General features: G+C 70.2%; 8 protein-coding genes and 2 pseudogenes. 2 read left to right on the forward strand and 8 right to left on the reverse strand.

Annotated elements, in window-relative coordinates; genetic code table 11:
* Nucleotides 1-6: 6 nt before the first annotated feature.
* From mrdA to SPK54_RS09985, 4 genes and pseudogenes are all read right to left on the reverse strand, one after another.
* Nucleotides 7-1833, reverse strand: a pseudogene (mrdA, locus tag SPK54_RS09970) (penicillin-binding protein 2); the annotation flags it as partial.
* 6 nt (nt 1834-1839) lie between these two features.
* Nucleotides 1840-2319 carry a rod shape-determining protein MreD gene (mreD, locus tag SPK54_RS09975; protein ID WP_330947750.1) on the reverse strand — a complete coding sequence of 160 codons (480 nt, stop codon included), beginning with the start codon at nt 2317-2319 and terminating at the stop codon, nt 1840-1842.
* Between the two features lie 137 nt (nt 2320-2456).
* A pseudogene (gene mreC / locus SPK54_RS09980) lies at nt 2457-3296 on the reverse strand (rod shape-determining protein MreC); the annotation flags it as partial.
* A gap of 163 nt (nt 3297-3459) precedes the next feature.
* A complete protein-coding gene (locus tag SPK54_RS09985; protein ID WP_330947751.1) occupies nt 3460-4503 on the reverse strand; it encodes a rod shape-determining protein in 1044 nt (347 codons plus the stop codon).
* 213 nt (nt 4504-4716) lie between these two features.
* On the opposite strand from SPK54_RS09985, the gene SPK54_RS09990 reads away from it, so the two are divergent.
* Entirely contained in the window at nt 4717-5652 is a 936-nt protein-coding gene (locus SPK54_RS09990; protein ID WP_330947752.1) for a carbohydrate kinase family protein, read from the forward strand.
* Here SPK54_RS09990 and SPK54_RS09995 read toward each other — a convergent pair.
* Genes SPK54_RS09995 through SPK54_RS10010 form a run of 4 tightly spaced genes read right to left on the reverse strand, consistent with a single transcriptional unit; the run spans nt 5637 to nt 9664 of the window.
* Complete coding sequence (locus SPK54_RS09995) at nt 5637-5900, reverse strand: hypothetical protein (protein ID WP_330947753.1); 264 nt, start codon at nt 5898-5900, stop codon at nt 5637-5639. The two genes, SPK54_RS09990 and SPK54_RS09995, sit on opposite strands and share 16 nt — an antisense overlap.
* A gap of 4 nt (nt 5901-5904) precedes the next feature.
* Nucleotides 5905-6630 (reverse strand): hypothetical protein, encoded by a 726-nt coding sequence (locus tag SPK54_RS10000; RefSeq protein ID WP_330947754.1) that lies wholly within the window; start codon nt 6628-6630, stop codon nt 5905-5907.
* A 40-nt stretch (nt 6631-6670) separates the two neighbouring features.
* Nucleotides 6671-7639 carry an alpha/beta hydrolase gene (locus tag SPK54_RS10005; RefSeq protein ID WP_330947755.1) on the reverse strand — a complete coding sequence of 323 codons (969 nt, stop codon included), beginning with the start codon at nt 7637-7639 and terminating at the stop codon, nt 6671-6673.
* A gap of 48 nt (nt 7640-7687) precedes the next feature.
* Nucleotides 7688-9664 carry a M1 family metallopeptidase gene (locus SPK54_RS10010; RefSeq protein ID WP_330947756.1) on the reverse strand — a complete coding sequence of 659 codons (1977 nt, stop codon included), beginning with the start codon at nt 9662-9664 and terminating at the stop codon, nt 7688-7690.
* Nucleotides 9665-9859: 195 nt separating this feature from the next.
* Between SPK54_RS10010 and SPK54_RS10015 the strand changes: the two genes are divergently transcribed.
* Entirely contained in the window at nt 9860-12145 is a 2286-nt protein-coding gene (locus SPK54_RS10015) for a DUF5916 domain-containing protein (RefSeq protein WP_330947757.1), read from the forward strand.
* The last annotated feature ends 141 nt before the right edge of the window (nt 12146-12286 follow it).

The following is a 12286-nucleotide window of genomic DNA, read 5'->3' on the forward strand; positions in this document are numbered from 1 at the left end:
GGGCAACGGCTGCCTGCCCAGCAGCCAGGCGTCGAACACCTTGCGCGCGATCGGCGCGGCACTGGACGCGCCGAAGCCGCCGCCCTCGACCGCCACCGCGACCACGATGCTCGGGCTTTCGACCGGCGCGTAGCCGATGTAGAGCGCGCGATGGCGTTTCCACAGCGGCAACGACCGCGGATCGACCGCGCGCGCGCCGCGATTGACGACCTGCGCGGTGCCGGTCTTGCCGGCGGAACGATACGGCGCGCCGCGGAACACGCTGGCCGCGGTGCCGTGGGTGGTGGTCAGCGCCATGCCTTCCTGCACCACGCGCAGATGCCCGGCATCCTCGCTGATCCGCGACGGTGCCGGCTGCGGGATCGCGTGCCAGGCCGCATCGAAGCGCGCGCGCTGTTGCGCCGCCAGGTGCGGCCGGCGCAACCGGCCGTCGTCGGCAATTGCCGCCGTGCCGCGCGCGAGCTGCAGCGGCGTAACCTTCCACAAGCCCTGGCCGATGGAGGCGTTGACCATATCGCCGGGATACCAGCGGTCCTTCGCGTACTGCCGTTTCGATGCCGGCGACGGCACGATGCCGGCGATTTCGCCGGACAGGTCGATGCCGGTGGGCTGGCCGAAGCCGTACTTCGCCATGTATTCGCCATAGCGTTTCTCGCCCAGGTCCATCGCGAGCCTGTAGTAGTAGGTGTTGACCGATTCGTAGATCGCCTTGCGGGCATCGGTCCAGCCATGGACGCCATCCAGCCAGCCGCGGCCGCTCATTCCCGGCAGGCGGAACACGCCGGTGGACAGGACCTTGTCCTCGGGCCTGCGCAGCCCGCTGTCCAGCCCGGCCAGCGTGGTCAGCGGCTTGATCGTCGAGCCGGGCGCCACGCCGCCCAGGACCAGGCGGTTGAACTGCGGCCGCGAGGGGTTGTCGTTCAGCGCCCGGTAGTCGGCGTGGCTGATGCCGTTGACGAACAGGTTGGTGTCGTAGGACGGCAGGCTGACCATCGCCAGGATCTCGCCGGTGCGCGGGTCCAGCGCCACCGCGGTACCTTCCAGTTCGCCGAACGCATCCACCATCGCCTGCTGCAGCTCGACGTCGATCGACAGCTTGAGGTCGGTGCCGGGCACCGCTGGCACGGTGTCCAGCGCGCGCACGGTGCGACCGGCGACGTTGGTTTCCAGCCGCCGGTAACCGGGGCGGCCGCGCAGCTGCGCCTCGTAGTAGCGCTCCAGCCCGGTCTTGCCGGCGTGGGTGTAGGCGCCGCCGGCGTCACCCAGCGCGGCCAGGTCCTTGTCGTCGATGCGGCCGACGTAGCCGACCACGTGCGCGAACAGGTCGCCATAGGGATAGACGCGACCGAGGTAGGGCACCAGCTCCACCCCGGGGAAGCGCCAGCGGTCCACCGCGAACTTCGCCACTTCCTCGTCCGGCACGCGCAGCTTGAGCGTGACCGGCTTGAACGGCCGCGCCGCCTTGTACTCGCGCAGGAACTGCGCCTTCTGTTCGTCGTCGAGGGCGATCACGCCGTCCAGGCTGGCCAGCAGCTTCGCACCGTCGCCGGCCCGCTCCGGCACCGCCTCCAGCCGCCACGCCGCGACGTTGTCGGCCAGGATCCGGCCCTTGCGGTCGTAAATCAGGCCGCGCGCGGGCGCTACCGGCACCAGCCGCAGCCGGTTGGCCTCGGAACGGGTCGCGAACTCGTCGTGGCGCAGCACCTGCAGCCGGAAATACCAGCCGGCCAGCCCGCCCAGCCCGGCCAACGCCACCAGGAAGCCGGCCAGCGCGCGGCGGCGGAACAGCGCGGCTTCGGCGGCATGGTCCTTGATCTGGCGGGCGCGGCGCATCATCGCTCAGCCGGGCCGGCGCAGCCGCAGGAAGTCGAGCAGCAGGTGCAGCGGCGGCCACAGCAGCATCCCGGCCAGCGGTGCCGCCCAGTACAGCCACGGCAGCTGCGGCACCCCCGTCAACAGGTGCAGGCCGGCGCTGATGACGCGGTCGTTGAGCAGCAGCACGCCGATGGTCAGCGCCTGCTGCGAGACCGGGAAGAACCGCAACCGCGCGCGGAAGCGCTCGAGGATGAAGGCCAGCACCACCAGCCGCAAGGACTGTTCGCCCAACAGCCCGCCGAACGCGAGATCGGCCAGCAGGCCCAGCGCGAACGCCGTGCCCAGGCCCACCCGTTCCGGGGTTTCCAGCAGCCAGTACGCCAGCACCAGCGCCAGCCAGTACGGCCGCAGCGCCTGCAGCACGCCCGGCAGCGGCACCAGCCCCAGCAGCAGCGCCGCCAGCAGGCTGACCGGCAGCACCCAGCCGTTGCGCGCGCGGCTCATCGGGCGGGCTCCGGGCCCACCGCGGCAGGCGCCGACGGGGTTGGCGCAGGCGCCGCAGCGGGCGCCGACGGCCGGATCGAGGCCGGTGCCGCGGCGGCAGCCTCCGTCCCCGCGGCGCTTGCGGCGGCGGCGGGCACGGGACGGTAACCACGCAGCAGCAGCACGTCGCGGCCGCGATCGAGCTGGGCGGCAGGCTTCACCTCCGCCTCGAGGAAGGCGCGGGTATCGTCGGCGCGCAGCGCGCCCACGCGGCCCACCGCGAAGCCCGGCGGGAAGCGGTCGCCCAGGCCGGAGGTCAGCAGCTCGTCGCCTTCGCGCACGTCGGCCGACAGCGGGATGTCGGTCAGTTGCAGCGCGTCGCGGCGGCCGGCGCCGTAGACCACCAGGCGCACGCCGCTGCGCGCCACCATCACCGGCACCGCGTGGTCCGGATCGGTCAGCAGCAGCACGGTGGCGGTAGTGGGGGTGGTGGCGATGACCTGGCCCATCAGGCCGCCGGCGTCGATCACCGGCTGCCCGACCCGCACGCCGCTGCCGCTGCCGGCGTCGAGCAGCAGCCGCTGGCGGGTGGGATCCAGGTCGACATCGAGCACCCCCGCCAGCTGGACATCCAGCCGGCCGCGCTCGGCGCTGTCCAGCAGGCCGCGCAGGCGCGCGTTCTCCGCCGCCGCGGTGCGCAGGCGCGCGTTGCGGGCGGCGGTCAGCAGCAGCGCTTCGCGCAGGCGCGCGTTGTCGCTGGCCAGCTGGGCCCGGGTGACCGCGTTCTCGCGCAGGCTGGTGCCGGCCCGCGACGGCAGTCCGGCCAGCCACCACAGCGGCTGCATCGCCGCTTCGGCCCGCACCCGCACCGCATGCAGCCAGCCGCCGCGATAGTCCAGCACCATCAGCGCCCCGGCCAGCACCAGGAACGCCAGCAACCGCAGCACGCCGGCGATTTCGCCGGGGCGGGAAGCGGAAGGACCGGCGTAGGACGGCACGTCAGTGGGTCAGCGTGTGCTGTTCAGGAGAGGGGATATCGGGCAAGGCTTCCGCACGGCCCGCAGAAAGCCTGCGCAAACGGCGGCGCCGCTTGCGTAGCGTAGCGTAGCGAAAACGCGGCGTCGGAGCCGGCCTGCAGGCCGGGCTCCGGACGAAGGCGCCTCATTCCGGCGCGAAGAACTCGTTGCCGTGCATGTCCACCAGCTCCAGCGCGCGGCCGCCGCCGCGCGCCACGCAGGTCAGCGGATCGTCGGCCACCTGCACGTGCAGGCCGGTTTCCTCGGAGATCAGGCGGTCCAGGTCGCGCAGCAGCGAGCCGCCGCCGGTCAGCACGATGCCGCGTTCGGCGACGTCGGCGGACAGCTCCGGCGGGGTCTGCTCCAGCGCCTGGCGGATGCCGGCGACGATGCCCTGCAGCGGCTCGCGCAGCGCGTCCAGCACCTCGGTGGAATTGATGGTGATCATCTTCGGCACGCCTTCGGCCAGGTGGCGGCCGGAGATCTCGGTCTCGCGCACCTCGTCGCTGGGATAGGCGCTGCCGATCTCCACCTTGATCCGCTCGGCGGTGGCGTCGCCGATCAGCATGCCGTGGTGGCGGCGCACGTAGTTGATGATCGACTCGTCGAAGCGGTCGCCGCCGATCCGCACCGACTGCGAATAGACGATGCCGTTCAGCGCGATCACCGCCACTTCGGTGGTGCCGCCACCGATGTCGACCACCATCGAGCCGCGCGCCTCGGTCACCGGCATGCCGGCGCCGATCGCCGCCGCCATCGGTTCCTCGATCAGGTAGACCTCGCGGGCGCCGGCCTCCTCGGCCGATTCCTTGATCGCGCGGCGCTCGACCTGGGTCGAACCGGCCGGCACGCACACCAGCACGCGCGGGCTGGGGCGCAGGAAGCGGCTCTTGTGCACCTTGCGGATGAAGTGCTTGAGCATTTCCTCGGTGTAGGTGAAGTCGGCGATCACGCCGTCCTTCATCGGCCGCACCGTGCTCATGTGGCCGGGAGTGCGGCCCAGCATCTGCTTGGCCTCGCTGCCGACCGCCGCCACCGCGCGGGCGCCGCCGCCGCGGTCCTGGCGCACCGCCACCACCGAGGGTTCATTGAGAACGATGCCCTGGCCGCGCACGTAGATCAGCGTGTTGGCGGTGCCGAGGTCGATGGAGAGGTCGCTGGAGAAGTAGCGGCCGAGGAACTTGAACATGCGGAGGGCTGCCGGAAAGGGGGATCGCCGCGCGGGGGAACGCGGAAGGGGGACGGGCGCCGCGGTCGGCCTTGACCGCCGGGGGCGGTTAGCCTAGCAACGCCCCCCGCCGCCGGCAAGGAAATCCCGGCGCGCGCCGGTTCACCTGCGCTGCCAAGCGGCCGGAGGGGCAGGTATCATGGGTGGCGTTGCGTCCGCTTTCCAGAGACTTCGATGGCTGCCCTGATCTGTGGTTCCTTGGCCTACGACACCATCATGGTGTTCCCCGACCAGTTCAAGAACCACATCCTGCCGGACAAGGTGCACATCCTGAACGTGTCGTTCCTGGTGCCGCGGATGCGCCGCGAGTTCGGCGGCTGCGCCGGCAACATCGCCTACAACCTCAAGCTGCTGGGCGGCGACCCGATCCCGATGGCCACCGTCGGCGCCGACTTCGGCCCGTACCGGGAATGGTTCGACGAGCAGGGCATCACCCTGGACCACGTCAAGGTGATCGACGAGCTGTTCACCCCGCAGGCGTTCATCACCACCGACCACGACAACAACCAGATCACCGCCTTCCATCCGGGCGCGATGATGCGAAGCTACGAGAACCACGTGAAGGACGTGCCGGGCGTGACCATCGGCATCGTCAGCCCGGACGGCTACGAGGGCATGCTGCAGAACGCCAGGGAATTCCACGACGCCGGCATCCCCTTCATCTTCGATCCCGGCCAGGCCATGCCGCTGTTCAACGGCGAGGAGCTGCGCCACTTCATCGAACTGGCCGACTACGTCACCGTCAACGACTACGAGTCCAACCTGCTGCAGGAGCGCACCGGCTGGGACGAAAGGACGATCGCGGGCAAGGTCAAGGCCTACATCACCACCCGCGGGCCGCAGGGCGCCGAGATCCACGAAGGCGGCACCACCCACCGCATCCCGCCGGCACACGAGCGCCGCGTCACCGATCCCACCGGCTGCGGCGACGCGTTCCGCGCCGGGCTGATCTTCGGCATCGAGAAGGGCTACGACTGGATGACCATCGGCCGCATGGGCAACCTGATGGGCGCGCTCAAGGTGGAGCACCCCGGCACCCAGAACCAGCGCTTCGACTACGACGAGTTCGCCGAGCAGTTCCGCCAGCAGTTCGGCTACGCGCTGGGCTGATCGGTCGCGGCGGCGGGGTATTCCGCCGCTGCACGCTCCAGCCACGCCGGCAGCTCGCGCCGGCGCACCCCCTGCACCTTCGCCTGCCGCAGCCGGGCCAGCATCCACGCGCGCCGGTCGGCATCCGCCCCAGCGAAAGACAGCGCCAGGTCGCGGTCCATCCAGCGCCGCACCAGCAGGAACAGGACCACGTGCAGGGCCAGCGCCAGCGCGCTGACCAGCGCAATGACGGCGATGTCGAAGGCCACCGGCTCAGTTCCACTTCGGCAGCTTCGCCGGCGCCAAGCCGCCGACCTCGAACTCGGCAGTGCGCCTGCCGACGGCCTTGGTCGGGAATTCGATCGACAGGTGGCCGGCCGATTTCGCCAGTTTCCACAGCGCCTTGTGGTCTTCGATGAACATGGCGATGGCTTCGTCGGTCTTCGGCCGCGAGCCCGGCAGCGTGTGGGTCTTGCCGTCGGCGACGACCTTCAGCCTGCAGCCGCCGTAGCAGTCGAAGTCGCCGGCCTCCAGCACCAGGTAGGCGCTGCGGCCCCATTCCGGGTGGTCGCGGAAGATCAGCCGCACCGGGTGCGCGCCGCCGCCATCGGTGTCCACCGGCTCCTGCGAATAGATCGACGCCGACAGCTGGTGGCCGTCCTTGCCGACCGGCTCGTCGCCGTAGCTCCACAGCGCCGCCAGCCGCTGCTGCAGCACCTCGGCTTCCGCCTTGGCGCGGATCTCGTCCAGCTGCGGCTTCACACGCGCCGCCGCCTGGCTGGTGGGGTGGTCGATCTGCAGGACGTCGCCGTAGCCCTTCGCCAACCGCCAGTTCTGCGCCGCCACCGCATCCTCGAACTGTTTCTCCATCGCCTCGGCGACCTGTTCCTTCGCCGCGGCCTGCGCGGCGGCGGCCTGTGCAGCGGCCTGGGGATCCTCGCGCTTGCAGGCAACGAGCAGCAGGGCGGCGGCGATTGCGAGGGTGGCGATCTTCATCATGGCGGACATCCCCGACGGGAACGGAAGCGATGGCGCGAGCTTAATGGCCCGGACCGCCGTTGTGCGCATCGATCCAGCCGGACACCGCCGCCGCCACCTCGCGCGGACGCTCCATCAGCGACATGTGGCCGCAGCCGTCCAGCAACACCCGGCGCGCCTGCGGAATGCGCGCGGCGTACAGGTCCAGCGCGCTGGGATCGATCACCGCATCCTGCCGGCACCACAGCAGCAGCGCCGGCTGGAGGATGCGTGAAGCTTCCTCGCCCGGCAGCAGGCTGTCGGCGCCGCGTCCGATGCGGTCCAGCACGCCCTGTTCGAACGCCGCATCGCCGCGGCGGCGGGCGATCAGTGCCGCCGACGCCGGCCAAGGGATCCACGGCTTGGCGGCATCGTCGTGGAAGACGGTATCGAGGTAGCGCTGCAGGCTGGCCGCATCCTCCACCGCGAACGGGTTGTGGCCGGCCAGCACGGCAACGCCGAAGCGGTTGTCCTTGAAGCGCACGCCGGCGGCGTTGAGCAAACCGACTTGCGCCACCGCCTGCGGGTGCCGCGCGGCCACCAGGGCGGCGATGCCGCCGCCCATCGAATGCCCCAGCAACACCACCGGTCGATCGGGCGATGCCACCCGCAGGAACGCCGCCACGTTTTCCGCCTGTTCCGGGAAACCGTAGGCGACGCCCGGCTTGCGCTGCGAGGCGCCCCAGCCCGGCAGGTCGGGAATCAACAGGCGATAGCGTCCGCCGAACGCGCGCGCCAGCGGGTACCAGTTCTCCTTGCTGCCGGTGTAGCCGTGCAGCATGACGAGGGTCGGCGCGGCGGGATCGTCGGCTTCGCGGTAGGCATACGCCCAGCGGTGGCCGGCGGCTTCAAGCGTGCCCGCAGACAACCCCGCGGCAACGCGCTGCCGCGCGAATTCCGCGCGCACCAGCAGGTAGGGGTCGCGCCACAGGGTGACCGCCGCGGCCAGCACGGCGATCAGCAACAGTGACAGCGCGAGCGCTTTCGCCATCGCCTGCGCGGGCGCGCACCGGCCACAGCGGCCGGCGCGCGCGACCGCTTACTTCGCCGGCGGTTCGGCCGGTGCGGCTGGTGCAGTCGGCGCGGCCGGCGCCTTGGCCTTGGCTTCGGCGATGATCGCCTCCACCGAGCCGGCGGTGATCGGGTGGGTGGCCGGCTTGGCCTTGGCGAATGCCTGTTCGGCGAACGCCAGCCCGTCCGGGGTTGCCACCAGCGCCTTGTAGACCGGCAGGATCAGCTTGCGGCGGCCGACCCGCTCCAGGAACTTGCCCATCTCCTCGCGCGCGGCGGCATAGCCGCTGCGTTCGGCCAGCGGATACCAGCGCATCGCGATCTCGCCGTTGGGCGTGCCGGTGAAGTGGTAGGCCTCGTCCAGCTGCTGCAGCTGTTCCGGCTTCAGCGACGCCGGCATGCCTTCGAGGAAATGCACCCACTCCTGCGTGCCCCAGGCCCCGGTGATCGACTTGTCCGGCAGCTTGGCGCTGCCCTGCCAGGCGATGCGCGCGGCATTGACGGTACTGAACTTGCCCGACTCCACCTGCGGCGCGTTGCCGGGGATGCCCGGCTCATACAGCCACTGGTCGACTTCCTCCATCGTCACCACGTTCGGGTGCTTGTCGATCAGGTTGGCCTTCAGGTAATCGCGGAACTGGCTGGTGGTGATGCTCTGGAAGGCGAAGTGGTCGAAGTAGCCCTTCAGCCACGGATCGAACACCGCACGGCCGAAGCGCTTCTCCAGGAACTGCAGGAACCACGCGCCCTTGGTGTAGACGGTGGCGCTGGACTGGTCGTCCGGGTCGGCCAGCGTGCCCGGCTTCAGCGACAGCCGCTGCAGCTTGGGGTCGAGGGTCTTGAACTCGCCCTTCAGCTCGTCGCGGTCGATCACCTCCTCCATCGCCGCCATGTCGCGGCCGTACAGCGCCTCGGTGATCCGGCTCTGCACGTAGGTGGTGGTGCCCTCGTTGAGCCAGCTGTCCTTGTCGGTGGCGAAGGTGACCAGGTTGCCGGACCAGCTGTGCGCCAGCTCATGCGCGATCAGCGAGACCAGCGACTTGTCGCCGACGATCACGGTGGGGGTGGCGAAGGTCAGGCGCGGGTTCTCCATGCCGCCGTAGGGGAAGCTGGGCGGCAGCACCAGCAGGTCGTAGCGGCCCCAGCGGTACGGGCCGTACAGGCCTTCGGCGGCATCGATCATCTTCTCGGTGTCGTCGAACTCGGCCACCGCCTTGTCCACCATCGCCGGCTCGGCCCACACGCCGCTGCGTTCGCCGATCGGCTTGAACACCAGGTCGCCGGCGGCGATGGCGAGCAGGTAGGACGGGATCTTCTGCGGCATCTTGAAGCTGTAATCGCCATCGCGCGCCGCCTTCGGGTCGTTGTCGGCGCTCATCAGCACCATCACGTCGGCCGGCGACTTCACGTGGGCGCTATAGGTGAAGCGGATCTGCGGGGTGTCCTGCAGCGGCACCCACGAACGCGCGTGGATCTGCTGCGACTGGCTGAACATGAACGGGGTCTGCTTGCCCTCGGTCATCGACGGCGCCAGCCACTGCAGGCCGGAGGCCTCGGGCGAGGTGGCGTAGGTGACGCGCACCTTGGCCGGGCGGTTCGGGGTTTCGATGGTCAGCGCGCTGCCCAGCACCTTGTCCTTGTCCGACAGCGCGAACTTCAGCGGCTCCCACTTGCCGTCGGCAGTCTGCCCTTCGGCCTTGTCGATGGCCAGGTCGCGGGTGTCCAGCACCAGCTGGGTCGCGGACTTGTCCACCCAGTCCAGCGCGTAGGTGGCGGTGCCGCCGATGGTCCTGCTGTCGAAGTCGATGGCCAGGTCCAGCGCCAGATCGGTGGTGCGGACCTGGTCGGGCTGGGCGTAGGAATGCTCGTCCACGATCTTCTCCGCTGCAGCGGCCGGTGCGGCCGGCGCGGCAGCGGCGGGCGCGGGGTTCTGGTTGCGCTGGCAGCCGGTGGCGACCAGGCCCAGCGCGGCGGCGATGGAAACAGAAAGAAGCAGCTGACGCATGATCACGACCCGGTAGCGGAAAAACCCGAGTTTATCGCCGCCGCCAGGCATCCGTCGCATGCCTGGCCCCGCTGCGGCGCGGATGGACCACACTGCGCGCCCGCCACCGATCGCCATCCCTGCCATCAGTCATGGCAACCGTGGCCTTTGGTGCGGCATCCCAGTGTCATCGACGATCCGCGATGGAGAGCCCGCTTGAAGCCGTTTGCCCTGAAGCCGCACGCCCTGGCCACCGCCCTGCTGCTGTGCGCCCCGTTCGCCGGCGCCCATGCCGCCACCCCGCCTGCCGCGGACGACGCCGGTGCCGTGTCGCGTTCGCCGTTCGTGCCCGGCGGCCGCATCCCGCTGCTGCGCGGCGACATCAGCATCGACGGCAACCCGGACGAGGCGGCGTGGGGGGAGGCGCTGGTGCAGGAGATCGCCTTCGACATCCAGCCCGGCGACAACACCCCCGCGCCGGTGAAGACCACGGTGCGGATGGGCTATACCGCCGATGCGCTGTACCTGGCCTTCCACGCGAAGGACCCCGACCCGTCGCGCATCCGCGCCCACCTGCGCGACCGCGACGCCGCGTTCAACGACGACTGGGTGGGCGTGTTCCTCGACACCTTCAACGACCACCGCCGCGGCTACGAATTGATCGTCAACCCGCTGGGCGTGCAGGCCGACCTGATCCGCGACGAAACCAACAGCAACAACCAGGAGGATCCCAGCTGGGACGGGCTGTGGGCCAGCGCCGGCCGGCTGACCGACGACGGCTACGAAGTCGAGGTGCGCATCCCGTTTTCCACCCTGCGCTTCCCGGCTGCCGGCGGCCAGCAACGCTGGGGCATCTCGCTGTTCCGCAACTGGCCGCGCGACAAGCGCCACCAGCTGGCCAGCCACCAGGTGCCGCGCGAATCCAATTGCTTCCAGTGCCAGTGGGGCAAGTACGACGGCCTGGCCGGTGCGCAGCAGGGCCGCAATCTGGAGATCGTGCCGACCCTGACCGTGGGCACCACGCAGGACCGCGACCACGCCGGCGAACGCTGGCGCAGCGGCGACACCAGCATCGAGCCCGGCGTGGACGTGAGCTGGGCGCCGTCGCCGGCGATGACCCTCAACGCCACCCTCAACCCGGACTTCTCGCAGGTCGAGACCGACCAGCTGCAGCTCGCCTTCAACGACAGCTTCGCGCTGTTCTACCAGGAGAAGCGGCCGTTCTTCCTGGAGGGCGCGGACTACTTCACCAGCCAGTTCGACGTGCTCTATACGCGCCAGATCGCCGACCCCGATTTCGGCCTGCGCGTCACCGGCCGCACCGGCAGCGGCGCCTACGGCGCGATCGTGGCACGCGACGCCACCACCCTGCTGCTGGTGCCGGGCGTGCTGGGTTCCGGCTTCGAGCAGCTGGACCAGAAAGCCAACGTGGCGGTGGGCCGCTACCGCTATGACTTCAACACCCACTTCAGCGTCGGTGCGATAGGCACCTTCCGCCAGGGCGACGATTACAGCAACAACGTGGCCGGCGTCGACGCGCGCTGGCAGCAGGGCAGCCACACCGCCACCGCGCAGTTCCTGCACAGCCAGTCGGAGTATCCGGCCGACATCGTCGACGGCTACCGCGACGAGCTGGGCGGCGACGCCACCCCGTCCGGCAACGCCTGGCGCGCCGCGTATTCCTTCGGCAACCGCAACTGGAGCTTCGACGCCTGGCATATGGACATCGATCCCGGCTTCCGCGCCGACCTCGGCTTCATGGGCCAGGTGGGCTACGACAAGTCGCTGGTCGGCGCTGGCCACAGCTGGTTCCGCGACGGCCAGGCGTTCAACCGCATCAATGCCTATGTGGATTTCGACATCACCCACCGCTTCGACGGCCAGCTGCTGGAGCGCGAGCTGGAAGCGCAGGTCAACGCGCAGGGCCCGATGCAGAGCAGCCTGCGCCTGCACGGCCTGACCCGGGCGCGCTACTGGGAAGGCCAGCTGTTCGACGAGCACTACGTGGACGTCAACGCCAGCGTTCGCCCCAACGGCAAGCTGCAGCTGGGCGCCTATGTGCAGGTCGGGCAGATGCTCGACCTGGCCGCGGACCGCACCGGCCGGCGCACGATGGTCGAGCTGTCGGGCAATCTCAACGTCGGCCGCGGCGTCGCGCTGGACATGGACCTGGTCCACCAGCGCATGCGCCGCGACGGCGGCACCGCGTTCACCGCCTGCGTGCTCAATGCCGGCGGCAGCTGGCAGTTCGATCCGCGCCAGCGGCTGCGCATCACCGTGCAGGGCAGCAAGGTGGATCGCAACCAGGCGCTCTATGCGGACGCGGTCAACGAAAGCGCCCGCGACTGGGCCGCGCAGCTGGTCTATTCCTACAAGCTCAACCCGCGCACCGCGGTGTACGCGGGCGCCTCCTACGGCGCGTTCATGGACGACGACCACCGCGAACTGTTCGGCAACACCCGCAGCGTGTTCGTGAAGCTGAGCTACGGCTGGCAGCCGTAACGCCCGGCGGACGCCCCCCTGCAGGAGCGCACCGCAGGGGCGCGAACGCTTTTGCGGGAACACGCAAAGAGCATCGCGCCCCTGCGGTGCGCTTGTGTCTTGTCTTTGCCCTAGTGTTGCCAGTGAGAGCGGAGTGCGGGA

The sequence above is a fragment of the Thermomonas sp. LB-4 genome, assembly GCF_036409385.1.
In the GTDB taxonomy this organism is placed as follows: Bacteria; Pseudomonadota; Gammaproteobacteria; order Xanthomonadales; family Xanthomonadaceae; genus Thermomonas.

What these genes read in the sequence shown, in the direction of transcription:
- SPK54_RS09990 (WP_330947752.1), top strand. Translation starts at nt 4,717, where the DNA reads ATGGCTGCCCTGATCTGTGGTTCCTTGGCCTACGACACCATCATGGTG.
- mreD (WP_330947750.1), bottom strand. Translation starts at nt 2,319, where the DNA reads ATGAGCCGCGCGCGCAACGGCTGGGTGCTGCCGGTCAGCCTGCTGGCG.
- SPK54_RS09985 (WP_330947751.1), bottom strand. Translation starts at nt 4,503, where the DNA reads ATGTTCAAGTTCCTCGGCCGCTACTTCTCCAGCGACCTCTCCATCGAC.
- SPK54_RS10010 (WP_330947756.1), bottom strand. Translation starts at nt 9,664, where the DNA reads ATGCGTCAGCTGCTTCTTTCTGTTTCCATCGCCGCCGCGCTGGGCCTG.
- SPK54_RS10000 (WP_330947754.1), bottom strand. Translation starts at nt 6,630, where the DNA reads ATGATGAAGATCGCCACCCTCGCAATCGCCGCCGCCCTGCTGCTCGTT.
- SPK54_RS10005 (WP_330947755.1), bottom strand. Translation starts at nt 7,639, where the DNA reads ATGGCGAAAGCGCTCGCGCTGTCACTGTTGCTGATCGCCGTGCTGGCC.